Here is a 24,407-nt window from a genome sequence, read left to right as displayed (position 1 = left end):
TGTGCAGGACTGCTGCGCTTTACGTCCTGCACACCACCCCCTCCGGCCCGTCCCCTCCCGTTGGGGGTGGGTGGAAAAGATGGGTGAGTGGGGCTCGGAGTGAGTGGTTCGCTGCTGGTCAGTGCGTCTCTCGATGCGCCCGCACGAGCCCTGCCGGGCGTACCCCCATCCACCTTTCTCCCACCCTCATACGGGAGGGGTCGGGGGTGCGGGTGGTGGGGTGTCCGGACGTAAAGCGCAGCAGTCCGGGCACCCCACCACCCGCACCCCCGGCACCGCACCCGACCAGCCCCGCGCAGCGGCCCCGCGCCGCAGGCGCAAAAGCGAAACCCCCACGGCGGGACAGCCGACGACGTACGACGACGCCCCGCGCAGCGGCCCCGCGCCGCAGGCGCAAACAGAAACCCCCACGGCGGGACGGCCGACAACGTGGGAGGCACAACCCCTCAGGTTTGGGCGACGATCTCGCGGAGCCACCGGAATGACGCCTTCGGGGTGCGGCGGAGCGTGGTGTAGTCGACGTGGACGAGTCCGAACCGTTGGCGGAATCCCTCCGCCCATTCGAAGTTGTCCAGCAGTGACCACACGAAGTAGCCGCGGACGTCGACGCCGGCATCCATCGCCGTCCGCAGGGCCCGCAGGTGTCCGTCCAGGAAGGCGATCCGTTCGGGGTCCTCGATGCCGTCGTACGCGCAGCCGTTCTCGGTGATCATCACGGGTGGGAGGTCGGCGCCGTAGCGGTCGTGGAAGGACAGCAGGAGTTCGGTGAGGGCCTCGGGGACGACGGGCCAGCCGAAGCCGGTGCGCGGTCGGTCGGTGATCTCCCGTGGGGTGAACGGGAGTCCGGGCGGGAGGCGGACTCCGGAGAAGTCCGTTTCCTCGGTCGTCGGCGCTCCGATCTTCGTCGGTTGGTAGTAGTTGATCCCGTACCAGTCCAGGGGGGCGGAGATGGTGGCGAGGTCGTCGGTGACGGGGCCGGGCAGGAGCGCGGCGATCTCGTCGTCGGGGTAGCGGCCCAGCAGGATCGGTTCGGCGAAGAGCCGGTTGAGCAGCAGGTCGTAGAGGTCGGCGGCCTCGGTGTCGGCGGGGGAGTCGGACGCCGGCCAGGTCGGGCCGTGCGAGTTGGCGATGCCGATGCCGGTGGCGCCGCGGGCGCGCAGCGCCTGGACGGCGAGGCCGTGGCCGAGCAGTTGGTGGTGGGCGGCGGGCAGTGCGTCGAAGAGCAGGTGCCGGCCGGGGGCGTGCTGGCCCAGGCCGTATCCCAGGAGGGTCACTTCGGCGGGTTCGTTGAGGGTGATCCAGCGGGTCACCCGGTCGCCGAGCCGGGCCGCCACCGCGTCCGCGTACGCCGCGAAGTGCTCGGCGGTCTCCCGCTGGAGCCAGCCGCCGGACGCCTCCAGGGCCTGCGGGGTGTCCCAGTGGAACAGCGTGGGCACCGGCGCGACCCCGGCCGCCAGCAGCGCGTCCACCAGCCGGTCGTAGAAGTCCAGCCCCGCGGCGTTGACCGCCCCGCGGCCTTCGGGCACCACGCGTGGCCAGGCCACCGAGAAGCGGTACGCGCCGACGCCCAGGTCTTTGAGCAGTGCGACGTCCTCTTGGTACCGGTGGTAGTGGTCGGTCGTCACCCGGGGGTCCGAGCCGTCCTTGATCCGCCCTGCTCCGGCGGCGAACGCGTCCCAGGAGGACGGTCCCCGCCCGTCCTCGTCCACCGCCCCCTCGATCTGGGCGGCGGAGGTGGACACGCCCCAGAGGAAGCCGCGGGGGAAGCGGAGGGGGGTGGGGGGCGGCGCGGGCGCGCGTGCGGGCTCCGGTGTCATGCCCCGGGATCCTGGTAACCGCCGGTAACAGTGTCAAGGGGTGGGTGCCGGCAAGTGCCGTGCCGGGCCCGGGGGTTGGGCTGGGCGGCCGGCGGCCGGCGCCGCTACTCCCCCTCCTTCAGCACCCTCGTGATCAGTTCGCGTTGGTCGTCCGTGAGGTCGGGGTCGGTGCAGTACGCGGTCTTGTCGTCGACCGTGAGGGCGTAGCGGAAGCCGTCGGGGACGCCGGTGGGCGGGGCGGCGTGGGCGGCGGTCATGGCGCGGTCGGCGAGGCCGTGCCAGTCGGTGGCGTCGGTGCGGTCGGCGGTGTCGATCTCGGCGTGGCGCTCGATGCCGGCGAAGCCGCCGGTGCGGCGGATGTGGATGCGCATGGGGGGTTCCTACCCGGTGGGGCGGAAGTAGTCGACCCGGGGTGGGTGCCCGGCGGGCGGGAGCGGCCGGGTGCCGCTCCCGCCCGGGGCGGTCATTTGCCGGTGACGCCCACCGTGGACCATGCCTTGACCACGGCTTCGTGTTCGCTGCCGGAGGCGCCGTAGCGGGTCTGGGCGGCCTGCACGGTGAGGTTGGCGAAGTCGGCGAACTGCGCGTTCTTCGTCAGGTGGCCGCCGGTCAGGACGTCGTACCAGATCTGGCCGGCGCGCTCCCACGCCTTGCCGCCGAGCGCGCTGGCGACGAGGTAGAAGGCGTGGTTGGGGATGCCGGAGTTCAGGTGGACGCCGCCGTTGTCCTCGGAGGTCTGGACGTAGCCGGCCATGGTGGCGGGCTGCGGGTCCTTGCCGAGCTGCGGGTCGTCGTAGGCGGTGCCGGGGGCCTTCATCGAGCGCAGGGCCTGTCCGTGCACGCCCGGGGCGAGCAGGTCCGCGCCGATCAGCCAGTCGGCCTGGTCGGCGCTCTGGCCGAGCGCGTACTGCTTGATCAGGGAGCCGAAGACGTCGGAGACGGACTCGTTGAGGGCGCCGGACTGGCCCTGGTAGTCGAGGTTGGCGGTGTACTGGGTGACGCCGTGGGTCAGCTCGTGGCCGATGACGTCGACGGGGATGGTGAAGTCCTTGAAGAGCGTGCCGTCGCCGTCGCCGAAGACCATCCGCTGGCCGTCCCAGAAGGCGTTGTCGTACTTCTCGCCGTAGTGGACGGTGGCGTCGAGCGGGAGGCCGGCGCCGTCGATGGACTTGCGGCCGTAGACCTTCAGGTAGAGCTCGAAGGTGGCGCCGAGGCCGGCGTGCGCGCGGTTGACGGAGGCGTCCTTGGACGGGGCGTCGGACTCGGCGTGGACCTTGGTGCCGGGGAGGTTCTGCTGGTGGCCGGCGTCGTAGATGGTGCGGTTCGGCTTGTCGGCGGCGGCCCGGGCCTCCTGCGGGATGAGCGCCTGGGCGGCCAGGTCGGTGCGGCGGGTGCGGTGGAGGGCGTCGTGCTCCAGGGTGCGGCGGGCCGGCTCGTGGTGGGCCGGGTCGTCGGACTCGGCGAGCTTGCCCAGGATGTGCGGCGGCACGATCGTGCAGAAGACGGGCGTGGTGGGGGCGGGCGCGGTGCGTTTCTGGGTCACGGTTTCCTTCATAGGACGACGGTGGCACTGTGTAATGCGTCTGTCACTGCCAGCGGCCGAAGTTCCCGAAAACGTGTGGTTGGTCGCATTTTTGCCCCTACGTCCACACGGTCCCGCATACTGATACGCGACTGCGGATCTTCGATGCCTCGGCTACGGTGCTGTCCATCATGCGTTTCGGGCTGCTTCTCCTTAGCTGCCGCGGCGAGGGCCTGTAGTCGTAGGCCGACCCCCTCCCCGCGGGATCTGGTGCTGCGTTCGACCGTCGGCCGTCACACGGAACTCCCCGAGGAGCCCCACGCAATGTCGCAGCCTGTCGGCCGCCCCACCCCGATCACCAACGCCACCCACGCCCAGACGTCGTCCGGGATGCCGATCCACAAGTACCGCCCGTTCGAGGCCGTGGACCTCTCCGCGCGCACCTGGCCGGCGAAGCGGATCACCAAGGCGCCCCGCTGGCTCTCCACCGACCTGCGCGACGGCAACCAGGCGCTGATCGACCCGATGTCGCCGGCCCGCAAGCGCGAGATGTTCGACCTGCTGGTACGCCTGGGCTACAAGGAGATCGAGGTCGGCTTCCCGTCGTCCGGCGAGACCGACTTCGCCTTCGTCCGGTCGATCATCGAAGAGGGCGCGATCCCGGACGACGTCACCATCTCGGTGCTGACGCAGGCCCGGGAGGAGCTGATCGAGCGGACCGTCGAGGCGCTGCGCGGCGCCCCCCGTGCCACCGTCCACCTCTACAACGCCACCGCCCCCACCTTCCGCCGGGTCGTCTTCCGCGGCTCGAAGGAGCAGGTCAAGCAGATCGCGGTGGACGGCACCCGGCTGGTGATGGAGTACGCCGACAAGCTGCTGGGCGACGAGACGGCCTTCGGCTACCAGTACAGCCCGGAGATCTTCACCGACACCGAGCTGGACTTCGCGCTGGAGGTCTGCGAGGCGGTGATGGACGTCTGGCAGCCCGAGGCGGCCCGCGAGATCATCCTCAACCTGCCGGCCACCGTGGAGCGTTCGACCCCGTCCACGCACGCCGACCGCTTCGAGTGGATGAGCCGCAACCTGAGCCGGCGCGAGTTCGTCTGCCTGTCCACGCACCCGCACAACGACCGCGGCACGGCCGTGGCCGCCGCCGAACTGGCCGTGATGGCCGGCGCCGACCGCGTCGAGGGCTGCCTGTTCGGTCAGGGCGAGCGCACCGGCAACGTCGACCTGGTGACGCTGGGCATGAACCTCTTCTCGCAGGGCGTCGACCCGCAGATCGACTTCTCGCAGATCGACGAGATCCGCCGCACCAGCGAGTACTGCAACCAGATGGAGGTCCACCCGCGCCACCCCTACGCGGGCGACCTGGTCTACACCGCCTTCTCCGGCTCCCACCAGGACGCCATCAAGAAGGGCTTCGACGCGCTGGAGGCCGACGCGGCCGCCCAGGGCAAGACCGTCGACGACATCGAGTGGGCGGTGCCGTACCTGCCCATCGACCCCAAGGACGTCGGCCGCTCCTACGAGGCCGTCATCCGGGTCAACTCGCAGTCCGGCAAGGGCGGTATCGCCTACGTCCTGAAGAACGACCACAAGCTGGACCTGCCGCGCCGGATGCAGATCGAGTTCTCCCGGATCATCCAGGAGAAGACCGACGCCGAGGGCGGCGAGGTCACCCCGAAGGCCATCTGGGACACCTTCCGGGACGAGTACCTGCCCAACCCGCAGAACCCGTGGGGCCGCATCCAGGTCAGGACCGGGCAGACCACCACCGACACGGACGGCGTGGACACCCTCACCGTCGAGGCGGAGGTGGACGGCGTCGAGACCGTCCTGACGGGCTCCGGCAACGGTCCGATCTCCGCGTTCTTCGACGCGCTGTCCGGCCTGGGCATCGACGCCCGCCTGCTGGACTACCAGGAGCACACCATGAGCGAGGGCGCCTCCGCGCAGGCCGCCTCGTACATCGAGTGCGCCATCGACGGCAAGGTGCTGTGGGGCATCGGCATCGACGCCAACACCACCCGCGCCTCCCTCAAGGCCGTGGTCTCCGCCGTCAACCGCTCGGCGCGCTGACGCCCACCCGCCCCGTCTCCCGCACGGCCCCGCCGCTCCGCACGCCGGAACGGCGGGGCCGCGCCCATCCGTACACATTCCGTACGCATTCCCGCCCGCATCCGGCCAGCCGCCGGCCCGTTGTCCGATACGAGGTGCTGACGGCACGTCATCGATGTGGCTAACATCACGTAACGAACGGCAACGGAGCCGAAGGGGGCTCTCTCCCAGCTGCCGCTGAGGGGCGCCCCCACCCATGCCCCAGCGGCCGTGGGGGAATGACGGAGGGCTGACGTGATGCGCAACGTACGTGTGGTGGGGGTGCGCACCTCGTGGCGGACCGTCGCCGACGGCGAGTTCTTCTGTCCCGACTGCGGCGGCGACCGCAACTACCTCCGCCGCACCGGCCGACGCCGCCTCCACCTCCTCGGCGTCCCCGTCCTCGCCCGCGGTGACGCCGGCCCGGTCCTCGAATGCTCCGCCTGCCGCGGCCGCTTCGGGCTCGACGCCCTCGACCACCCGACCACCGTCCGGCTCTCCACGATGCTCCGGGACGCCGTCCACACCCTGACCCTGGCCCTGTTGGCGGCCGGCGGCACGGCCTCCCGCACGGTCCGCGACGCCGCGGTCACCGCGGTCCGCGCGGCCGGCTCCGCCGACTGCACCGAGGACCAACTGCTCACCCTGCTCGCCGCACTCGCCGCCGACACCGGCCGGATGACCGGCACCTACGAGGCGGCCACCGGCGACCACTGCGGACACCAGGGCCTCGACCCGTGCGGCACCGCGCTGGCCATAGAGCTCCACGAGGCGCTGGAGCCGCTCGCCCCGCACCTCGCCCCCGCCGGGCGGGAGTCGCTGCTCCTCCAGGCCGCCCGGATCGCCCTCGCCGACGGCCCGTGCACCCCCGCCGAGCGCGAGGTGCTCAGCACCGCCGGCGCCGCCCTGACGCTCCGCCCCGAGGACGTCGACCGGCTGCTCCTCGCCGCGGCCCGCTCGTCCCGCTACCGCGGCTAGGCCCCGCCCCGACCCACCGGACGGGCCCCGGCCCGCGTTCGAAGCCCCCGGCCCACGGCGGCGCCCCGCCCCCGGGCGCCGCCCGGCACCACGACGGCCCCGCCACCGGTCGCAACCGGCGGCGGGGCCGCATGCCCACGTGCGGGCTCAGGCCGTCAGCCGCACCGGCAGGCTCGCCAGCCCGCCCGCGATGAACCCGCCCGCCGGCTGCAACTCCTCGGCCGGCACCGCGAGACGCATGTCCGGGAACCGCTCGAAGAGCGCCGGCAGCGCGGTCCGCGCCTCCAGCCGGGCCAGCGGCGCACCGATGCAGTGGTGCACCCCGTGGCCGAACGCCAAGTGGTCCTGGCTCGCCCGCTGGACGTCGAACGTCGCGGCCGCCGGGCCGTGTTGCTCGGGGTCCCGGCCCGCCGCCGCGTACATCGGCAGCAGCGCCTCGCCCTTGCGGATCACCTCGCCGTGCGGCAGCGCCACGTCCTGGACCGCGAACCGCAGCGGCAGGCTCGCGATGCTCGGCGTCCAGCGCAGGGTCTCCTCGATGACGTCGTGCCACGACACGGCGCCGTCCCGCACCAGCTTCAGCTGCTCGGGATGGGTCAGCAGCGCGAACACCGCGTTGCCCAGCAGGTCCACGGTCGTCTCGTGGCCGGCGCCGATCACCAGCAGCAGGGTGTCCAGCAGCTCCCGCTCGGTCATCCCCTGGCCCTCGTCGTCCCGGGCCGCGACCAGCAGGCTGGTCAGGTCGTCCGCGGGCTGCGCGCGCTTGGTCGCGACCAGCGAACCGAGCAGCTCGGCCACCGCCGCCTGGGTCGCCGTGGCCTGCTCCGGGGTGGCCGTGGTGTCCATGATCTCGGAGACGACCCGGGCCAGTTCGCCCCGCGGCGCGCCCTCCGGGTAGCCGAACAGCTCGCAGATCACCTGCATCGGCAGCGGGTGGTTGAAGGACTCCCGCAGGTCGACGACCTCGCCGGCCGGCCGCGCCGCGAGCCCGTCCAGCAGGTCGCCGACGATCTGGGTCACCCGCGGCACCATCGCGTCCGTGCGGCGGGCGGTGAACGCCGGGGCGATCAGCTTCCGCAGCCGGCGGTGGTCGGGGCCGTAGGCGGTGAACATGTTCGTCACGCCGATCCACGACTGAAGCCAACTGCCGCGGATCTCCGGGCGCTGCCACTCGGGCCAGTGGTCCCGTGGGTTCTTCGAGATCCGGTCGTCGGTGAGCAACTCCTTGAGCAGGGCGTGACCGGTCACGCCCCACGCCTGGATGCCGCCGGGCAGCTCGATCCGGGCCGCCGGGCCTAGTGCGCGGAGGCGGGCTCCTTCGCCGTGGATGTCGGTGCCGGCCGGGTCGATGACGACGGGCTGCGGTCGCTGTTCTGCCATGGCGTGGCTCCTGCCTGGTCCGGGGTGATGGGGGTGAAACGGGCCGGGAGCGCGGCCAGCGCACGGTGGAAGGCGCCGTTGCGCCACGTCAACTCCGCCGGGGCGACGGCGAGTTCGATGTCCGAGAGCCAGGCGGTGAGCCGCTCGATGGCGGTGATCGCGATCAGCAGCGCGTGCCGCTTCACCGGGCAGGCGTGCGGCCCCGCCGCCCACGCCAGGTGCGAGCCGCTGCCCGACCCCGGGCCGTGGGCCCCGGTGGTGTCGAACTGGCTGTTGGCCGCGGCGTAGGAGACCATCACCAGTTGCCCGGCGCGCACCCAGGTGCCGTGGAAGAACACGTCCCGGACCGGGAAGTGGGCGGAGTAGTTGGCCATCGGCGGGTCGTTCCACAACACCTCGTTGATGGCGTCGTGGACGGTCAGCGCGCCACCGGAGACGGTGTTGTAGTAGCGGTCGTCCGACAGCATGCGGGCCAGCGCGTTGCCGATGAGGTTGGCCAGCGGCTCGTTGCCGGCGCCCATCACGAGGATGATGTTGTGGATCAGTTCCTCGTCGCTCAGGCCGTTGGCGTGGTCCATCATCCACGACGTGAGGTCCGGCCCGCGCTGCGCCTTCTTCGCGCCGACCAGCTCCATGATGTACTGCGTGTACGCCTCGTTGGCGGCCGTCGCCTCCTCCGGCGAATTGCCCTCCATCATCCCCGCGATCGCCGCGATCAGCCGGTCGCTGTAGGAGTCGGGCAGCCCGAAGAGGGTGTTGAACATCAGCAGCGGGATCAGCCGCGCGTAGTCCGCGATCAGATCCGCCTCACCGCGGTCGCCGAACCGACGGATCAGGGTGTCCGCCGCGTGGTGCACCCGCGCCCGCAGCTCGTGCGGCTCGACCAGCTTGAAGCTGTCGACGATGGCGTCGCGGTAGCGGACGTGCGCCGGCCCGTCGCTGTAGAAGACGTTCGGCCGCCAGTGCAGCATCGGCATGACCGGCGAGTCCGCCGGGACGGTCTGCATCCAGGCCCGGGAGTCCTTGGACCAGGTCGCGTCGTCGTTCAGCAGCTCCAGCGCCGCCCGGTAGTCGGTCACCAGCAGCGCCGGCACCTCGGGCGCGATCTCCACCGGCGCCACCGCCCCGTACTGCCGCAGCCGCGCGTAGATGCGGTGCGGGTCGGCGGCGAAGTCCGGTCCGTACAGCTTCACCGGGGCGTGCGCCTCCGGGTGCGCCGCGGCCCGCGGCGGCCCCGCGTGCGCCGGACAGTCCGGCGGTGGGGCGGCGGCCTCCGACGGCGGGACGGCCGGCCCGGGGCAGGCCGACGGCGGCGGGGCGGCGCCCGGCTCGTACGGGGAAGTCACGGGATCGGGTTCTCCTCGGGCTGGGGCGTGTGGTCCAGGACGTGGCGGACCAGTGCGATCAGCGCGTCGACGGACTGTTCGCGGTCCCGGGCGTCGCACAGCACCAGCGGGGTGTCCGGGTGCAGGTCGAGCGCCTCGCGCATCTTCTCCACGTCGTACTGCGGGGCGTCGGGGAAGGTGTTGACCGCGACCGCGTAGCGCAGTCCGGCCTCCTCCACGATGTCCATCACCTCGAACGAGTCCGCCAGTCGTCGGGTGTCGGCGAGGACCAGGGCGCCCAGCGCGCCGCGGGCGATGTCCTGCCACAGCGGGCGGAAGCGCTTCTGGCCGGGCGTGCCGAACAGGTACAGCACCAGGTCGCCGGGGAGCGTCAGCCGCCCGAAGTCGATGGCGACGGTGGTGGTGGTCTTGTCGCGCACCCCGGCGAGGTCGTCGACCATCGCGCCGGACTGCGTCATCACCTCTTCGGTGTGCAGCGGCGGGGTCTCCGAGAGGGCCCGGATCAGCGTGGTCTTGCCGACCCCGAAGGGCCCGGCGACCAGCAGCTTGACCAGGGTCTGGTCCTCGCCGCGGAGGTACATGGTGCCGGTCCCGGCGCCGGGGCTAGGACTTGAGAGAGCGGAGTCCATCGAGAACCCTCTCCAGGATCTGCCGGTCGAATTGCTCGGCTTCGGGTATGGGGACTCGGGCGTGCAGGCGCCCGGCATCGACGAGGTCGGCGACCAGCACCTTCACCACGCTCACGGGCAGGTGAAGGTGGGCGGCCACCTCGGCCAGAGTCAGCGCACCGGGCTGGAGCAGCTCCAGGATCCGGTGCTCTTCGGGGCGTACCTCACTGGTGATCGGCATGTCCACGCCGATCAGCACGGTCAGCCGGTCCAACGTGTTGCGGCTCGGTCGGGCACGCCCGCCGGTCGCCAGGTAGGCCGGTACGAGGCGTCGTCCGCTGCTCTGGCGCGGCGTCATGCGTGGCTACCGGTGTCCCGAGCCGGGCTGTTCATGACCTTCTTGCCCAGGGTCGTCACCTGGATCTGCATGTGGTGCGCGACGACTCCCATGTTCACCTCCGGATCGGCGAAGACGGCCAGGCAGGTGTTCTCGCCGGCCGGGATCGCGAAAACGAAACCTTCGTCGGACTCGATGACGGTCTGCCGCAGCCGGGCGTCGTCCTGCTCGGTGAACGCCGCGGTCACCGCGCGCCCCGCGCCCTGGAGCGCCGACATCATCGCCGCGACGCCCTCGGCGGCCTCCCGCGACAGGCCCGGCGAGGCGCCCTCGATGAAGCCGTCGCCGGAGATGACGGCGGCGTGCACGACATGCGGCAGCTCCAAGAGGGGAGCCAGCACCCAGGACTTGTCCTCGGTGACACGGCGACGGGTGGGGCTGTTCATGACTGGGCGTTCCCTTCGGGACTGCGCGGGGGTTCTGAATGGGCTGCGGCCCGCCCGGATTCGGTGCCGCGCTGGAGCGCCGCCCAGCGGGATCCGGTCTCCTCCGGGGAGCGCAGGTTGAGCGTGTCGGGGTGCGACTCGGGCTGCTGCTCGGCCTGCGGGCGGCGCCGGCGCCGGCGCGGCAACTCGCCCTCGACCGGCGGCTGCTGCGGCGCGGGCTCGGCGACCGGTCGGGCCGGGGCCGGCTGGACGGGCACGGCGTGCGCCTCGGCGGCGGGCCGCGGCGTCGGCAGGGCACCCGCGGGGGTGGCCGGCGCGCTCGCTCCGGTCGGCATCGCGGACGGCACCGCGGCCCGGTCCCGGGGCCCGCCGGGGGCCCGGTGCGGCATCGGCGCCATCACCGAGATCGGCCGGGCGCCCTCGTCGAGGACGGTCAGCAGCGGATCGCCGGGGATGTAGACGACGGCCCGCACGCCGCCGTACGGCGACGGCTCCACGTGCACGCCGAAGCCGTACTGCCGCACCAGTTGGCCGGCCGCCGCGAAACCGGACCGGGGCGGGTCGCCCAACTGCGTCAGCAGCAGCCCGTCGTTGCTGGCCAGCAGCTCCATCGCGTGCTTGAGCTCGTCGTCGTGCATGCCGACGCCGTAGTCGTCGATGATCACCGATGCGCCGCGGTTGCCCTGCTGGAGCGTGACGGTGACCGGCAGCTCCCGGTGCGAGTGGTGCAGCGCGTTGGCGAGCAGCTCGGTGACGGTGATCGCGATCGGCTCGACGGCCCGCGCCACCACGGCGACCGGGTCCCGCAGCTGGTTGCTGACCTGCACCCGCTCGTAGCCGCGCAGCCGCGAGGTGGCGCCGACCACCAGCTCGGCGAGGTAGGAGTCCTCGCGGGTCAGCCCCGGCCAGGCGCCGCAGACCACGCCGGTGGCCTGGACGCGGCGCAGCGCCTGCTCGTTGAGGAAGTCCGCGTCGAGCAGGTCCTGCGCGATCTGCGGGTCGTCGTACTTGTGCTGCATCGCCTGGAGCGACGTCTGCACCTGGTACAGCAGTGCCTGGATCGTGGTGGTGGCGCCGCGCAGCGTGGACTGCGCCGCCGCGTCGACCCGGGTCCGTTCCTTGGTGATGGCCTCGCTGACCTGCGCCATCACGGCGTCCAGCGCCTCGTCGGTCTCCGACCCGCCGAACCGTTGGTCGAGCAGGCCGCGCACCGGGACGTGCGGGTGGGCCAGCGCCAGGGTCAGGTCGGGCAGTCGGGCCTCGGCCAAGTGCCGCACCTCGGCCTCGGTGGCCCGCAGCCTGGCCGACAGCTCCGTGTTGCCGTGGAGCGTGGCGCTGCTGTGTTCCTCGGCGGCGGTCAGGCGGGCTCTGAGGCCGGCACGCTCCTTGCGCACGCGGACCAGGAGCGCCGCCAGCACGACGGCGGCGACCGTACCTGCGCTGAGGCACCACAACAGCGCCTGCGGTATGGATGTCATCGAGATCCTCGTTTGGGGACTGACGGGGATGTCTCGGCCGCTACGGCTGGCGTGCCGCCGAACATCACCGGATGCTACCTGTCGCTCGACACGCCGTGAGGGTCCTTGACGTGCGAGGACGGAGAAGTGTGGAAGGTCGCATTGAGGCGTTGATGACCGGTGGGTAGCGTGATGAGGCCCCGTCATCCGGAGCCCCGTAGAGGGGTTGTGGAGATGGTGTGGATGCGACGCGGATGAAACGCGGTCAGGTCGCCGCATATCGACCGTCATTGCGGTCTCCCGATGCCGCGGTGCGCGTCGCGGCGCGACCGTCCCACGGCGTTCCTTCGTGCCACTTCGCCATCTCCGTAAGGGAATTGACGACTCGTCATCAGAGCCGCCGAGCGGTCGGCCGTCGGCCGCGGCGGTGCGCGGCGGTGCGTGTCGGCGCCTCGTGCGGGCGGAGGGGTGTCCGCCGCCCCGTCGCCCAACCCGGTTCCGGAGCGTCACGCACCCGCCGCGCACCGTGAGCGGCGGGCCGCCCGGGAAGCGCCGCGTGCCGCGCAGTGACATTCCGCACGATCGCGCGGGTGCGGGCCGTGGCCCCGGAGGGCCGTCGGGGCGCGGGACGGGGTGCTCGGTGGGTGCGGGAGAATGGCGGCATGACTCTGTTCCGCGACGACGGCATCGTGCTGCGCACCCAGAAGCTGGGGGAGGCGGACCGGATCATCACCCTGCTCACCCGCGGCAACGGCCGGGTGCGGGCCGTGGCGCGGGGCGTGCGGCGGACGAAGTCGAAGTTCGGGGCCCGCCTGGAGCCGTTCTCCCACGTGGACGTGCAGTTCTTCGCGCGCGGCGGGGAGCTGATCGGGCGCGGGCTGCCGCTGTGCACGCAGAGCGAGACGATCGCCGCGTACGGTGGCGCGATCGTCACCGACTACGCCCGCTACACCGCCGGCACGGCCATGCTGGAGACCGCCGAGCGGTTCACCGACCACGAGGGCGAGCCGGCCGTCCAGCAGTACCTGCTGCTGGTCGGGGGGCTGCGGACGCTGGCCAACGGCGAGCACGCCCCGCACCTGGTGCTGGACGCGTTCCTGCTGCGCTCGCTGGCGGTGAACGGCTACGCGCCGAGCTTCGACGCCTGCGCGCGGTGCGGAATGCCCGGTCCGAACCGGTTCTTCTCGGTGGCGTCGGGTGGCGTGGTGTGCGGTGACTGCCGGGTGCCCGGAAGCGTCGTACCCTCCTCAGAGGCCATCGGCCTCCTGGGCGCGCTGCTGACCGGCGACTGGGAGACCGCGGACGCCTGCGAGGCCCGGCACGTCCGCGAGGGCAGCGGCCTCGTCGCGGCGTATCTGCACTGGCACCTGGAGCGCGGTCTGCGGTCCCTGCGCTACGTGGAGAAGTAGCGCCGGGCGCGACCGACCGGCCACGACGACGTCGTGAACACACCGTCCATCGAGATTGCATAGGAGACGTGGGGCGCATGGCAGTACGCGGGATTCTGGGGCGCAACCGACGTGAGTACCAGACGCCCGAGCCGCATCCCTCGGGCGCGCGTCCGCCGAGGATCCCCGGCGAGCTCGTGCCGAACCACGTCGCCGTCGTGATGGACGGCAACGGGCGGTGGGCCAAGGAGCGCGGGCTGCCGCGCACGGAGGGCCACAAGGTCGGCGAGGGCGTCGTCCTGGACGTCCTCAAGGGCTGCATCGAGATGGGGGTGAAGAACCTCTCGCTCTACGCCTTCTCCACCGAGAACTGGAAGCGGTCGCCGGACGAGGTCCGCTTCCTGATGAACTTCAACCGGGACGTCATCCGGCGGCGCCGGGACGAGATGGACGCGCTGGGCATCCGCATCCGGTGGGTCGGCCGGATGCCGAAGCTGTGGAAGTCCGTGGTCCAGGAGCTCCAGGTTGCCCAGGAGCAGACCAAGAACAATGACGCGATGACGCTGTATTTCTGCGTGAATTACGGCGGTCGGGCGGAGATCGCGGACGCCGCGGCGGCCATCGCGGCGGACGTCCGGGCCGGGAAGCTGGACCCGTCCAAGGTCAACGAGAAGACCGTGGCGAAGTACATGTACTACCCGGACATGCCCGATGTGGACCTGTTCGTCCGGCCGTCCGGTGAGCAGCGCACCTCGAACTACCTGATCTGGCAGAGCGCCTACGCCGAGATGGTGTTCCAGGACATCCTGTGGCCGGACTTCGACCGCCGGAACCTGTGGGACGCGTGCTTCGAGTACGCCAAGCGCGACCGCCGCTTCGGCGCGGCGCCGCTGGAAGCCGGCGAGCAGGCGACCTGAGCCCGGGCCCGCGCGACGGGCCGTGCACGGCGGACGGGCCGCCTCCCCGCGGGGAGGCGGCCCGTCCGCCGTTTCCGGGGACCCGTCCGGGCCCGCTCACAGGCTCCGGTCGCGGTGGGTGGGGCGGCCGTCGAGGACGGTGAGCAGGACCGGCAGCCGGGGCAGGTCGGTGGCGGGCGTGGTGAGCGGGTCGTCGGCGAGGACGGTGAGGTCGGCGCGGTGGCCGGGGGCGATCCGGCCGGCCCGGTCCTCCTCGCCGGCGGCGTGCGCGGCGTGCACCGTCATGCCCCGCAGTGCCTCCAGCGCGGTGAGCGCCTGCTCGGGGCCGTGCGGCGGCTGGGCGAGGTCGCGGCTGGGGCGGCGGTGGCGGGCGCCGGCCATCACGCCCAGCGGCGGGTAGGGGGCGATCGGCCAGTCGGAGCCGAGCACCACGGTGGCGCCGGCGTCGGTCAGGTCGCGGCAGCGCCAGGCGCGGCCGGCGCGCTCCTCGCCGAGCCGGCGGGACCAGTTGTCGGTGTGGTCGGCGCGGGTGAAGTCGCAGCAGTGGGTGGGCTGCATGGACGCCAGCACGCCGAGTTCGGCGAAGCGGCGCAGGGTGTCGTCGGGCACCGTCTCGATGTGTTCGATGCGGTGCCGGACCCCGTTGGGGTCGGTGCGCCGGGCCTGTTCGACGGCGTCCAGGGCGTGCCGGACGGCGGCGTCGCCGATGGCGTGGGTGGCGGTGGGCACGCCGGCGGCGTGCAGTTGGCCGATGACCCGGGTGTAGGCGGCGGGGTCGGGCCAGAAGGCGTGGGTGGACTCGCCGTGGCAGTCGGGGCGCTCCAGCCAGGCGGTGCCGTTGTCGATGGTGCCGTCCATGAAGAGCTTGACGCCCGCGGTCCGCCAGAGCCGGCCGCCGGTGCCCTGCTGGGCGATGAGCGCGCGCACCCCGTCGGCGTCGGTGCCGGGCTGGCACCAGGGGGCGACCCGCAGTCGCAGCGGCAGGTCGCCGGCCGCGTCCAGTTCGTCGTAGAAGGCGAGGCTGTCCCCGTTGGCGTCCATGGCGTGGCCGCCGGTCAGGCCGGCGGCGGCCATGGCGCGCAGCGCGGCGGCGAGCCGGGCGCGGCGCTCCTCGCGGGTGGGCTGCGGGGCGGCCCGTTCGACGAGTTCGCAGGCGGCGTCCTCCAGCAGCAGCCCGGTGGGCCGGCCGGCGTCGTCGCAGACGACCTCGGCGGCCTGGTCGAAGGTGCGCGGGCCGTCGACGCCGGCGAGTTCCAGGGCGCGCGGGCTGGCGAGCATGGAGTGCGCGTCGAAGAGTTGGAGTAGTGCCGGGACGCCGTCCAGGACGGGGGCGAGCGCGGCGGACTCGATCGGGCGGTCGCCGAAGACGTTGGGGTCCAGTCCCCAGCCGTGCAGCCAGGCGCCGGGGGCGAGGGCGGCGACCTCGCGGGCCAGCGCCGCGCGGACCCCGTCGAGGTCGGTGCAGCCCGACAGGTCCAGGCCGTGGGTGAGTTCGGCGCCGGAGACCGGGTGCAGGTGCCCGTCGGTCAGGCCGGGGGTGACCACCGCCCCCTTGAGGTCGATCACCGTCGTCGCGGTGTCGGCGTGCGCGCGGATCTCGCGGTCGTCGCCGAGGGCGGTGATCTTCCCGTCGGCCGCCGCCAGCGCGGTCTGCGGCAGGAAGGTGCCGGTCGCCGGGTCGAGCAGGCGGGCGGAGAGCAGGACGAGGGTGGCGGGCACGGCGGCTCCTGGGGAACGGGAGGGAGGAGAACGGGAGGAACGGGAGGAACGGGAGAACGGGAGAACGGGGGAGGGGCGGGTGCGGTGCGGGTGGCGGGCTACGCCTCGGCCGCCGCGGCCGCGCCGCCATCGGTGTCCGCGGCGTCCGCGGCGTCCTCGGGGGCGCCGCGGACGCCGGGGGCGCCGGGGGCGCCGTCGACCGGCGGGGCCAACGCGCCCGCCGGCAGCCCGAGTTCGCGCTCGGCCATGGTGATCGCCATGCGGGTCACCGCCGTCGGGCGGTTGCTGATGTCGGTGTTGGCGTGTGCGCCGAGGCCGTCGAGCACCACCAGGATCTGGATGGTCGTCACGTCCGGGTCCGCGGTGCGGAACTCGCCGCCGGCGACGCCCTCGTGGAGCAGTTCGGCGAGCCGCCCGCGCCAGGCGGCCTCCTGCTCGGCGACCCGGTCGCGCAGCAGCGGGCGGTAGCGGCTGAGGTGGCGGGCGTTGATCCACAGGCGGCTGATCGCGTCGTAGGCGTCGCCGGTGGTGTGCGCGAAGAACCGCGCCAGCCGCTCGGTGGGGCGCTGGCCGGGGGCCGCGGCCGGCAGCAGGCCGTCGAGCTCGTTGCGCGCGGCGGTGCCGAACGCCTCCGCGACGAGTTCCTCGGCGGACGGGAAGTAGTGGCTGATCAACCCGGGGCGGACGTCGAGGTCCTCGCCGATCCGCCGCAGGGTGATGCACTCCAGCCCCTCGGCCAGGGCGACCGCGGCCGCGGCGTCGACGATTTCGGCCCGCCGGGCGGCCGGGTCTTTCCGGATGCGCTTGCGCTGAACCCTTGACGACATACCCCGGATGCTATTGAGTGTGCGACCAATAAGCAACAAGGCCGTTAACGCACCAGGTCGTTATGGCCAAGGTCGCTCACGACCAGCTCCACGGAGGGCCCATGGCGTCCACGATCCCCGACCCGGCGTCCACGCTTCCCGACCCGCCCGCCGGCACCCCCGACGCGCCCGGGACGGCCGCGCCGGCCCCGGACCGCGCCGGCCGGATCGAGGTCCACGGCATCGACCACATCCCCGACGCGGACCGCCACGGCCGCCCGCGCGGGCTCTTCTCGGTCTGGGCCGCCGCCAACGTCAACTACCTCAGCCTGGTGGTCGGCGGCGCCCTGGTCCTCATGGGCCTGACCCTCTGGCAGGCCCTCGCGGTGATCGTGGTCGGCAACCTGTTCTGGGTGCTCACCGGCGTGCTCGCGGTGCCGGGACCGGCCGCCGGCACCCCCAGCGAAGTGATCACCCGCGCCCTCTACGGCGTCCGCGGGAACCGCGTGAACAACGCCGTCACCGGCTGGATGATCTCGGTCTGCTACGTGGCGCTGAACCTCGCCTCGGCCGCCACCGCCGCCTTCTCCCTCGTCGAGGAGACCGGCATCCACGCCACCACCGGCGTCAAGGTCGTCGTGGTGGTGGCCATCGCCGCGGTCACCCTGACCATCAGCGTCTACGGGCACGCGCTGATCGTGAAGCTCTACACCCCGATCACGCTGGTCCTCACCGCGGCCTTCGCGGTCGTCGCCTACGCGGTCCTCACGCACGCCGACTTCGGCTACGCGCCCGCCCACCCGCTGACCGGCACCGCCCTGTGGGCCACCGTCTTCGGCGGGATCACCCTCATCGCCTCCGGGCCGCTGTCGTACACCACCAGCGCCGACTTCTCCCGCTACCTGCCGCGCTCCACCTCACCGCTTGCGGTGGTGGGCTGGACCGCCCTCGGCGGCTTCCTGCCCGGCGTGGCCGTCTGCGCCCTGGGCGCGTTCGCCGCCACCGCCGTCGACATGGCCGACCCGCAGACCGCGCTCCAGCGGATCCTGCCCGGCTGGTTCACGCCGCTCTTCCTGCTCGCGCTGGTCCTCGGCACCGTCGCGATCAACGCGCTCACCGCCTACAGCGCCGGCCTCGCCCTCCAGGCCGTGGGCCTGCGCATCCGCCGGTCGGTCAGCATCCTCGCCGACGGGGCGGTCGCCGTCGGCCTGACCCTCTACGCGCTGCTGGTCTCCAACTTCCTCGACACCGTCAGCAACGTGCTCCAACTGACCGTCGTGCTGCTCGGCCCCACCGCGGCCGTCTACGCCACCGACATCGCGCTGCGCCGCAACCGCTACGACGGCCCGGCGCTCACCGACGAGAGCCGCGGCGGGCCGTTCTGGTACACGGGGGGCGTCAACTGGGCCGGCGCCACGGCCCTCGCCGGCGGCGTCGCCGTCTCCGCCTGTTGCGTGGACACCCTCTACACCGGCCCGCTGGCGGCGGCCGCGGGCGGTGTCGACCTCGCCCTGCCGGCCGGCCTCGTGGTCGCGTCCGCCCTCTACGCGCTCCTGGCCCGGCGCACCGTCCGCCGCTGAACCGGCCCGCGGTGCGGCGGGCCGGCGCCGGCCGGGGCCGTCAGGCGCCCTGGCCGCCCACCTCGGCCTTGGTCGCGCACTCCCCGCACGTCCCGAAGATCTCGACGGTGTGCGCCACGTCGCGGAAGCCGTGCTCGGCGGCGATCTGGTCGGCCCACTTCTCCACGGCGGGGCCCTCCACCTCGACGGCGGTGCCGCAGCCGCGGCACACCAGGTGGTGGTGATGGTCGTCGCTGCTGCACCGGCGGTAGACGGCCTCGCCGTCGCTGGTGCGCAGCACGTCGACCTCGCCGGCGTCGGCGAGGGACTGCAACGTCCGGTAGACGGTGGTCAACCCGACCGAGTCGCCCCGGTGCTTGAGCATGTCGTGGAGCTCCTGTGCGCTGCGGAACTCGTTGACCTCGTCGAGTGCGGCCGAAACCGCGGTGCGCTGCCGCGTCGACCGGCCGCGGACCGGAGATCCCGCGCTCGTCGCCACCGTTGCCTCCCTTAGGACGTCAGGACTTCTCCCGCGCATGCGTTTGGCCATTGTGCCAGGTGATGACCGGAAGCCCTGTTTGGCGCTTACATGTACTCCTCTATGTATCCCTCGGCCAGGCGGTCCCACACGCACCGCCCGGCCAGCGGTTCCGATGCTTCCCGTTCGTCCGCGACGCCGTTGCGCCCGGCGGCGCCACGGCCCGCGCCGACCGTCACACCCGGACGTCGTCCTGCGCGGTGCGGCTGCCCGGTACCTCCAGGGTGCACCCCTCGCCGGCCGCCGCGGGCGCTCCGGCGCGCCGCCGGGCCAGCGGGGCGGCCACCGCCGTGAAGACCACGAACAGCGCGATGGCGAACAGCACGATGGTCGCGCCGGACGGCACATCGACGTAGTAGGAGGCGGTGGTGCCGGTGAGGGTCACCACCATGCCGATCGCCACCGCGGTCACGAAGGTCACCGCGAAGCTCCGACTGATCTGCTGCGCGGCCGCGACCGGGATCACCATCAGCGCACTGACCAGCAGCAGGCCGACCACCCGCATGGCGACCGTGACGGTGACCGCGGCGGTCACCGCGACCAGGAGGTTCAGCAACCGCACCGGCAGTCCGGTGACCCGGGCGAACTCCTCGTCCTGGCAGACCGCGAACAGCTGGCGGCGCAGCCCCACGGTGATCGCCAGCACCAGTGCGGCCAGTACGTAGATCGTCGTCATGTCCTGCGGCGAGACGGTGGTGATCGAACCGAACAGGTACGTCCCCAGGTTGGCGCTGGAGCCGGCGTCCGAGAGGTTCATCAGCATCACGCCGCCCGCCATGCCGCCGTAGAACAGCATGGCCAGCGCCAGGTCGCCGCGGGTCTTGCCGTACCAGCGGATCAGCTCCATCACCACCGAGCCCAGCACCGCGACCGCGGTGGCGACCCAGACCGGGCTGGTGTTGAGCAGGAAGCCCAGGCCGACACCGGTCAGGGCGACGTGGCCGATGCCGTCGCCCATCAGGGCCTGGCGGCGCTGGACGAGGTAGATGCCGATGGCGGGTGCGGTGATGCCGACGATCAGGGCGGCGATCAACGCCCGCTGCATGAAGGGGAAGGTGAGCATTTCCATGGTGGCGGGCCCCTAGCTCAGCAGGCCGGTGCGGAGCGGTTCCGCGGCGGCGTCGGCGTGCGGGTGGACGTGGTCGTGGCCGGGCAGGGCGTGCTGCCCCACCGCCTCGGGCGGCGGACCGTCGTGGACGACGCAGCCGTCCCGCAGCACCACCGCGCGGTCGATCAGGGGCTCCAACGGGCCCAGTTCGTGCAGCACCAGCAGCACCGTGGCGCCGTGGCCGACCTGCTCGCGCAGGGCCGAGGCCAGCACCTCCTGGCTCGCCAGGTCCACGCCGGCCATCGGCTCGTCCATGATCAGCAGGTCGGGCTCCCCGGCCAGCGCACGGGCGATCAGGACCCGTTGGTGCTGCCCGCCCGACAGGGCGTTGACGGAGTCCTTGGCCCGGTCCGCCATCCCGACCAGCTCCAGTGCGTGGTGCACCGCGCTGCGGTCGGCCTTGCGGAGCAGGCCCAGCTTCGTCCGGGCCAGCCGGCCGGCCGTGACCACCTCGCGGACGGTGGCCGGCACCCCGCCGGCCGCCGTGGTCCGCTGCGGCACGTAGCCGATCCGGGCCCAGTCCTTGAAGCGGCGGAACGGCGTGCCGAACAGCGCCAGGTCGCCGCCGGTCAGCGGCACCTGGCCGATCACCGAGCGGACGGCGGTGGACTTGCCCGAGCCGTTGGCACCGAGCAGCGCGACGACCTCGCCGGACCGCACGCTCAGGTCGACCCCGCGGAGCACCGGTCGGGCGCCCAGCGACGCGGTCGCCCCGCGCAGCTCGATGACCGCCGAGCGGTCCCCGGCGGGCCGCTCGGCGGCCTCTCGGGCTATGACGGGCTGGCCGGTGTCCTTCATCTGGTGACCTCCGTCGTGCGGTGCGTCCTGGTGCGCGGGGTGCGCGGGGTGTGCGGGGTGTGCCGCGCCGGGTGCCCGGTGGGCACGTGGTGCGCGGGGCGCGGGCGGGAGCCGGTCACTTGGTGCCGAGCGCCTTCTGCAGCGCGGTGAGGTTGGCGCGCTGCACCGAAAAGTAGTCCGTGCCGCGGGACTTCTTGGTGATGCCCTCCAGCGGGTCCAGCACGTCGGTCTTCAGGTGCAGGTCGCCGGCGAGGGTCTTGGCGGTGGCCGGGTTGGCCAGCGTCTCGAAGAACACCGTGGACACGTGGTGGGTCTGGGCGAGCGTGTGCAGTTCCTTGATCCGGTTGGCGCTGGGCTCGGACTCCGGGTCCAGGCCGCTGATCGCCTCCTCGGTCAGGCCGTAGCGCTCGGCGAGGTAGCCGAAGGCCGCGTGGGTGGTGACGAAGGTGTCCGAGGCGCGGTTCTTCAGGCCGTTGACGAACTCCGTGTTCAGCGCGTCCAGCTTCTTCACCAGGACGTCGGTGTTCTTCTGGTAGTCGGCCTTGTGCTGGGGGTCGGCCGCCGCGAGGGTCGTGTTCACGCCCTTCGCCACCTGGGCGAACTTCAACGGATCCAGCCAGATGTGCGGATCCTGGCCGGGCTCGGACTCGGAGTGCGAATGGTTGTCGCCGGTGGTGTGGTGGTGCCCGTCCACCTCGGGGCCGTGCACCTCCATGGAGGTCAGCTTCGCCGCGTCGGCGATGTGCTTGACGCCGGACTGGGCGATCGCGCTGTCCACGGCGGGCTGCAGGCCCTTGAGGTAGACGATCGCGCCGGCCTGGCTGAGGTGCCCGGTCTCCTGGGGGGTGAGCTCCAGATCGTGCGGCTCCACGCCGGGCGCGGTGAGGTTGGACACCTCGACATGCGACCCGCCGATCTGCTGGGCGAGGAACTGCATCGGGTAGAACGACGCCGTCACCTTCAGCTTCCCGTCGTCGGTGCGCCCGGAGGTGGCGGGGGAACAGGCGGACAGGGCCAGCAGGCCGAGAACCGCGGCTCCGGCGACGACTGCGGTGGATATGTGCGGGCGTACGTTCATGACACTCATTTTCAACAAAGCTGGAAATGATTGTCAACAAAGTGCGCGCCAGGTCACAGGGCGAAGACAACCGGCCGGAAGCGATCCGGAATCGATTTGGTCCGCGGGGTACGCCCGCCGCTACCCTGAACTATTCGCCCAGCCGTCTCCTGATCACCACGCTTGAGCGAGGCGCTTCGCGCCCTCCTATCCACTGTCCGACGTCGTACTGAAGAGAGCACCGTGGCCGCCGACAAGATCGATACCATCGTCAGCCTGAGCAAGCGCCGTGGCTTCGTCTACCCCTGCAGTGAGATCTACGGCGGCTCGCGCGCTGCCTGGGACTACGGTCCCCTCGGCGTCGAGCTCAAGGAGAACCTCAAGCGCCAGTGGTGGCGCGCCATGGTCACCTCCCGTGAGGACGTCGTCGGCATCGACTCGTCGGTGATCCTGGCCCCCGAGGTGTGGCAGGCGTCCGGCCACGTCGCCACCTTCACCGACCCGCTCACCGAGTGCACCTCCTGCCACAAGCGCTTCCGCGCCGACCACCTGGAGGAGGCGTACGAGGCCAAGCACGGCAAGCTCCCCGAGAACGGCCTCGCCGACATCAACTGCCCGCACTGCGGCAACAAGGGCGGCTTCACCGAGCCCAAGCAGTTCTCCGGCCTGCTCTCCACCCACCTCGGCCCGTCGCAGGACACCGCCTCCGTCGCGTACCTGCGCCCCGAGACCGCCCAGGGCATCTTCACCAACTTCGCGCAGGTCCAGCAGACCTCCCGCAAGAAGCCGCCGTTCGGCATCGCCCAGATGGGCAAGTCCTTCCGGAACGAGATCACCCCGGGCAACTTCATCTTCCGGACCCGCGAGTTCGAGCAGATGGAGATGGAGTTCTTCGTCAAGCCGGGCGAGGACGAGCAGTGGCACGAGTACTGGATGGAGCAGCGCTGGAACTGGTACCGCGACCTCGGTCTCCGCGAGGAGAACGTCCGCTGGTACGAGCACCCCAAGGAGAAGCTCTCCCACTACTCCAAGCGCACCGCTGACATCGAGTACCGCTTCCAGTTCGGCGGCTCGGAGTGGGGCGAGCTGGAGGGCGTCGCCAACCGCACCGACTACGACCTGTCCTCGCACGCCAAGGCGTCCGGCCAGGACCTCTCCTACTTCGACCAGGAGGCCGGCGAGCGCTACACCCCGTTCGTCATCGAGCCCGCGGCCGGTGTCGGCCGCGCCATGCTCGCCTTCCTCCTCGACGCCTACACCGAGGACGAGGCGCCGAACGCCAAGGGCAAGCTGGAAAAGCGCACGGTGCTGCGCCTCGACCCGCGCCTGTCCCCGGTGAAGGTCGCGGTCCTGCCGCTCTCCCGCAACCCGCAGCTCTCCCCGAAGGCCAAGGGGCTCGCCGCGGACCTCCGCAAGTTCTGGAACATCGAGTTCGACGACGCGGGCGCCATCGGCCGCCGCTACCGCCGCCAGGACGAGATCGGCACCCCGTTCTGCGTCACCGTCGACTTCGACACCCTCGACGACAACGCGGTCACGGTGCGCGAGCGCGACACCATGAAGCAGGAGCGCGTCAGCCTGGACCAGATCCAGTCCTACCTGGGCAGCCGCCTCCTCGGCTGCTGACCCCGCGGCCCGCGGCCCGACCGGCGAACGGTCGGCCGCGGGCACCCGCCCGCCCCGCGCGGGGCACACGCCAACGCCGGCCGGCCCCCGAGGAATCGGGAGCCGGCCGGCGTCGTGCCGCCCGCCCGGGCGAGCCGCCGCTCCGTGACGCGCTACCCCCGCAAACCGCGCAGCACGAGGTCGCGGACGGCCTCGAAGTCGTCGGTGATCTCCGGCCGGAACCACTCCGCGGAGTAACACGGGTCATGGAAGCGGCTGGTGGCCGCGAACACGGCATGCGCGGAGACCGCCGGCGCCGGCGCGTGGAAGGCCCCTTCCGCCGCCCCCGCCTCGATGATCTTCGCCAACTGGCCTTCGAGATCGGTGACATGCCGGTCCACCACACCACCACTCTCCCCGATCAACGTCATATACGTGGCGAAGAGTTCGGGATCGTCCCCGGCCTTGTGCCGCTTGGCCTCGAAGAGCGTGACGAGCCAACGCCCCAACCGCTCCTCGGCCGGCCCCGCGTCCGCCACCACACCCGCCAACGCCTCGCTCGTCCGGTCCAGCCAACGCGCCGTGACCGCCTCCCGCAGCGCCGTCTTCGTCCGGAAGTGCCGGTACACGCTGCCGTGGCTCACCCCCAGCGCCCGCGCCACGTCCACGACCGTGGCCTTCGCCGGCCCATACCGGCGCAGCACCTCCTCGGTGGCTTCGAGGATCCGCTCGGGCGTCAACGTCTCGGGTGGCATGGGGTCGGTCCGGCCTTTCGGGGGATGGGGGGCTCCTTATGGACGGTACCGGGTCGCTGCGCTTGGTTGGCTTCCCACGTGGTCGGCTTTCCCGCCGTGGGGGTTGCTGTTTTGCGCCTGCGGCGCGTTGCCGCTGCGCGGGGCTTTGACGTGCGTGGTCGGCCGT

General features: G+C 72.3%; 22 protein-coding genes. 6 read left to right on the top strand and 16 right to left on the bottom strand.

From position 1 onward, the window contains the following. Positions 1–446: 446 nt before the first annotated feature. The 3 genes from ACJ6WD_RS40145 to ACJ6WD_RS40135 all read right to left on the bottom strand — a co-directional run bounded on the left by ACJ6WD_RS40145 (position 447) and on the right by ACJ6WD_RS40135 (position 3,372). Positions 447–1,817, bottom strand: a complete 1,371-nt coding sequence (locus ACJ6WD_RS40145) for a GH1 family beta-glucosidase (protein WP_407617709.1) — start codon at positions 1,815–1,817, stop codon at positions 447–449. Positions 1,818–1,921: 104 nt separating this feature from the next. Continuing rightward, a complete protein-coding gene (locus tag ACJ6WD_RS40140) occupies positions 1,922–2,188 on the bottom strand; it encodes a protealysin inhibitor emfourin (protein ID WP_233661923.1) in 267 nt (88 codons plus the stop codon). A gap of 92 nt (positions 2,189–2,280) precedes the next feature. Beyond that, positions 2,281–3,372, bottom strand: coding sequence for a M4 family metallopeptidase (locus tag ACJ6WD_RS40135; protein ID WP_331249863.1), 1,092 nt, complete (start codon positions 3,370–3,372; stop codon positions 2,281–2,283). 291 nt (positions 3,373–3,663) lie between these two features. Here ACJ6WD_RS40135 and leuA point away from each other — a divergent pair, with 291 nt between their 5' ends. Both leuA and ACJ6WD_RS40125 read left to right on the top strand, forming a co-directional pair. After that, on the top strand, positions 3,664–5,421 hold the full coding sequence (leuA, locus tag ACJ6WD_RS40130; RefSeq protein WP_233661925.1) for a 2-isopropylmalate synthase: 1,758 nt from the start codon (positions 3,664–3,666) through the stop codon (positions 5,419–5,421). A gap of 276 nt (positions 5,422–5,697) precedes the next feature. Next, positions 5,698–6,417 (top strand): TerB family tellurite resistance protein, encoded by a 720-nt coding sequence (locus ACJ6WD_RS40125; RefSeq protein WP_233661926.1) that lies wholly within the window; start codon positions 5,698–5,700, stop codon positions 6,415–6,417. A gap of 147 nt (positions 6,418–6,564) precedes the next feature. Here ACJ6WD_RS40125 and ACJ6WD_RS40120 read toward each other — a convergent pair whose 3' ends face one another. The 6 genes from ACJ6WD_RS40120 to ACJ6WD_RS40095 are packed head-to-tail and all read right to left on the bottom strand — an operon-like array spanning position 6,565 to position 12,012. Next, the gene (locus ACJ6WD_RS40120) at positions 6,565–7,797 is read right to left on the bottom strand and encodes a cytochrome P450 (protein WP_233661927.1); all 1,233 of its coding nucleotides are present in this window, start codon (positions 7,795–7,797) and stop codon (positions 6,565–6,567) included. Next, positions 7,713–9,143 carry a cytochrome P450 gene (locus ACJ6WD_RS40115; RefSeq protein WP_407617708.1) on the bottom strand — a complete coding sequence of 477 codons (1,431 nt, stop codon included), beginning with the start codon at positions 9,141–9,143 and terminating at the stop codon, positions 7,713–7,715. The genes ACJ6WD_RS40120 and ACJ6WD_RS40115 overlap by 85 nt, the downstream gene beginning before the upstream one ends. Beyond that, positions 9,140–9,724, bottom strand: coding sequence for an ATP/GTP-binding protein (locus ACJ6WD_RS40110; RefSeq protein WP_233661938.1), 585 nt, complete (start codon positions 9,722–9,724; stop codon positions 9,140–9,142). Before ACJ6WD_RS40110 ends, ACJ6WD_RS40115 begins: the two co-directional genes overlap by 4 nt. 22 nt (positions 9,725–9,746) lie before the next feature. Next, positions 9,747–10,109: a DUF742 domain-containing protein gene (locus ACJ6WD_RS40105; protein WP_016575340.1), complete on the bottom strand. Its 363-nt coding sequence runs from the start codon at positions 10,107–10,109 to the stop codon at positions 9,747–9,749. Next, positions 10,106–10,534, bottom strand: a complete 429-nt coding sequence (locus tag ACJ6WD_RS40100; protein WP_016575341.1) for a roadblock/LC7 domain-containing protein — start codon at positions 10,532–10,534, stop codon at positions 10,106–10,108. The genes ACJ6WD_RS40105 and ACJ6WD_RS40100 overlap by 4 nt, the downstream gene beginning before the upstream one ends. Then, positions 10,531–12,012 carry an ATP-binding protein gene (locus ACJ6WD_RS40095; protein ID WP_016575342.1) on the bottom strand — a complete coding sequence of 494 codons (1,482 nt, stop codon included), beginning with the start codon at positions 12,010–12,012 and terminating at the stop codon, positions 10,531–10,533. The genes ACJ6WD_RS40100 and ACJ6WD_RS40095 overlap by 4 nt, the downstream gene beginning before the upstream one ends. Positions 12,013–12,653: 641 nt before the next feature. Between ACJ6WD_RS40095 and recO the strand changes: the two genes are divergently transcribed. Next, positions 12,654–13,400 carry a DNA repair protein RecO gene (recO, locus tag ACJ6WD_RS40090; RefSeq protein ID WP_016575343.1) on the top strand — a complete coding sequence of 249 codons (747 nt, stop codon included), beginning with the start codon at positions 12,654–12,656 and terminating at the stop codon, positions 13,398–13,400. Positions 13,401–13,477: 77 nt separating this feature from the next. Continuing rightward, the gene (locus ACJ6WD_RS40085; RefSeq protein ID WP_233661930.1) at positions 13,478–14,296 is read left to right on the top strand and encodes an isoprenyl transferase; all 819 of its coding nucleotides are present in this window, start codon (positions 13,478–13,480) and stop codon (positions 14,294–14,296) included. Between the two features lie 96 nt (positions 14,297–14,392). Here the strand turns inward: ACJ6WD_RS40085 and ACJ6WD_RS40080 are convergent, their stop codons facing one another. Together ACJ6WD_RS40080 and ACJ6WD_RS40075 are read right to left on the bottom strand one after the other, a co-directional pair. After that, complete coding sequence (locus ACJ6WD_RS40080) at positions 14,393–16,015, bottom strand: amidohydrolase (RefSeq protein ID WP_407617707.1); 1,623 nt, start codon at positions 16,013–16,015, stop codon at positions 14,393–14,395. Between the two features lie 98 nt (positions 16,016–16,113). Next, positions 16,114–16,842, bottom strand: a complete 729-nt coding sequence (locus ACJ6WD_RS40075) for a TetR/AcrR family transcriptional regulator (protein WP_407617706.1) — start codon at positions 16,840–16,842, stop codon at positions 16,114–16,116. Between the two features lie 101 nt (positions 16,843–16,943). On the opposite strand from ACJ6WD_RS40075, the gene ACJ6WD_RS40070 reads away from it, so the two are divergent. Further along, complete coding sequence (locus tag ACJ6WD_RS40070; RefSeq protein WP_407617705.1) at positions 16,944–18,401, top strand: purine-cytosine permease family protein; 1,458 nt, start codon at positions 16,944–16,946, stop codon at positions 18,399–18,401. Positions 18,402–18,441: 40 nt separating this feature from the next. On the opposite strand, the gene ACJ6WD_RS40065 is transcribed toward ACJ6WD_RS40070, so the two are convergent. The 4 genes from ACJ6WD_RS40065 to ACJ6WD_RS40050 form a co-directional block, all read right to left on the bottom strand. After that, complete coding sequence (locus tag ACJ6WD_RS40065) at positions 18,442–18,918, bottom strand: transcriptional repressor (RefSeq protein WP_044374327.1); 477 nt, start codon at positions 18,916–18,918, stop codon at positions 18,442–18,444. 175 nt (positions 18,919–19,093) lie between these two features. Beyond that, positions 19,094–19,987, bottom strand: coding sequence for a metal ABC transporter permease (locus ACJ6WD_RS40060; RefSeq protein ID WP_233661933.1), 894 nt, complete (start codon positions 19,985–19,987; stop codon positions 19,094–19,096). 12 nt (positions 19,988–19,999) lie between these two features. Continuing rightward, positions 20,000–20,824: a metal ABC transporter ATP-binding protein gene (locus tag ACJ6WD_RS40055; RefSeq protein ID WP_233661934.1), complete on the bottom strand. Its 825-nt coding sequence runs from the start codon at positions 20,822–20,824 to the stop codon at positions 20,000–20,002. 115 nt (positions 20,825–20,939) lie between these two features. Continuing rightward, positions 20,940–21,902 (bottom strand): metal ABC transporter substrate-binding protein, encoded by a 963-nt coding sequence (locus ACJ6WD_RS40050; protein WP_331249858.1) that lies wholly within the window; start codon positions 21,900–21,902, stop codon positions 20,940–20,942. A 222-nt stretch (positions 21,903–22,124) separates the two neighbouring features. On the opposite strand from ACJ6WD_RS40050, the gene ACJ6WD_RS40045 reads away from it, so the two are divergent. After that, positions 22,125–23,507 (top strand): glycine--tRNA ligase, encoded by a 1,383-nt coding sequence (locus ACJ6WD_RS40045; protein WP_233661936.1) that lies wholly within the window; start codon positions 22,125–22,127, stop codon positions 23,505–23,507. 152 nt (positions 23,508–23,659) lie between these two features. Here ACJ6WD_RS40045 and ACJ6WD_RS40040 read toward each other — a convergent pair whose 3' ends face one another. Next, positions 23,660–24,241 carry a TetR family transcriptional regulator gene (locus tag ACJ6WD_RS40040; RefSeq protein ID WP_233661937.1) on the bottom strand — a complete coding sequence of 194 codons (582 nt, stop codon included), beginning with the start codon at positions 24,239–24,241 and terminating at the stop codon, positions 23,660–23,662. Positions 24,242–24,407 lie beyond the last annotated feature (166 nt).

The organism is Streptomyces sp. VTCC 41912 (assembly GCF_045799175.1).
Classification (GTDB): domain Bacteria; phylum Actinomycetota; class Actinomycetes; order Streptomycetales; family Streptomycetaceae; genus Streptomyces; species Streptomyces albulus_C.
Note: the sequence above shows the minus strand (reverse complement) of the source record. Positions and strands in the feature narration are given on the sequence as shown.

Coding starts and splice junctions, on each gene's coding strand:
- ACJ6WD_RS40145 (WP_407617709.1), bottom strand. CDS start 1,817: ATGACACCGGAGCCCGCACGCGCGCCCGCGCCGCCCCCCACCCCCCTC.
- ACJ6WD_RS40140 (WP_233661923.1), bottom strand. CDS start 2,188: ATGCGCATCCACATCCGCCGCACCGGCGGCTTCGCCGGCATCGAGCGC.
- ACJ6WD_RS40135 (WP_331249863.1), bottom strand. CDS start 3,372: ATGAAGGAAACCGTGACCCAGAAACGCACCGCGCCCGCCCCCACCACG.
- leuA (WP_233661925.1), top strand. CDS start 3,664: ATGTCGCAGCCTGTCGGCCGCCCCACCCCGATCACCAACGCCACCCAC.
- ACJ6WD_RS40125 (WP_233661926.1), top strand. CDS start 5,698: ATGCGCAACGTACGTGTGGTGGGGGTGCGCACCTCGTGGCGGACCGTC.
- ACJ6WD_RS40120 (WP_233661927.1), bottom strand. CDS start 7,797: ATGGCAGAACAGCGACCGCAGCCCGTCGTCATCGACCCGGCCGGCACC.
- ACJ6WD_RS40110 (WP_233661938.1), bottom strand. CDS start 9,724: ATGTACCTCCGCGGCGAGGACCAGACCCTGGTCAAGCTGCTGGTCGCC.
- ACJ6WD_RS40105 (WP_016575340.1), bottom strand. CDS start 10,109: ATGACGCCGCGCCAGAGCAGCGGACGACGCCTCGTACCGGCCTACCTG.
- ACJ6WD_RS40100 (WP_016575341.1), bottom strand. CDS start 10,534: ATGAACAGCCCCACCCGTCGCCGTGTCACCGAGGACAAGTCCTGGGTG.
- ACJ6WD_RS40095 (WP_016575342.1), bottom strand. CDS start 12,012: ATGACATCCATACCGCAGGCGCTGTTGTGGTGCCTCAGCGCAGGTACG.
- recO (WP_016575343.1), top strand. CDS start 12,654: ATGACTCTGTTCCGCGACGACGGCATCGTGCTGCGCACCCAGAAGCTG.
- ACJ6WD_RS40085 (WP_233661930.1), top strand. CDS start 13,478: ATGGCAGTACGCGGGATTCTGGGGCGCAACCGACGTGAGTACCAGACG.
- ACJ6WD_RS40075 (WP_407617706.1), bottom strand. CDS start 16,842: ATGTCGTCAAGGGTTCAGCGCAAGCGCATCCGGAAAGACCCGGCCGCC.
- ACJ6WD_RS40070 (WP_407617705.1), top strand. CDS start 16,944: ATGGCGTCCACGATCCCCGACCCGGCGTCCACGCTTCCCGACCCGCCC.
- ACJ6WD_RS40065 (WP_044374327.1), bottom strand. CDS start 18,918: ATGCGCGGGAGAAGTCCTGACGTCCTAAGGGAGGCAACGGTGGCGACG.
- ACJ6WD_RS40060 (WP_233661933.1), bottom strand. CDS start 19,987: ATGGAAATGCTCACCTTCCCCTTCATGCAGCGGGCGTTGATCGCCGCC.
- ACJ6WD_RS40055 (WP_233661934.1), bottom strand. CDS start 20,824: ATGAAGGACACCGGCCAGCCCGTCATAGCCCGAGAGGCCGCCGAGCGG.
- ACJ6WD_RS40050 (WP_331249858.1), bottom strand. CDS start 21,902: ATGAACGTACGCCCGCACATATCCACCGCAGTCGTCGCCGGAGCCGCG.
- ACJ6WD_RS40040 (WP_233661937.1), bottom strand. CDS start 24,241: ATGCCACCCGAGACGTTGACGCCCGAGCGGATCCTCGAAGCCACCGAG.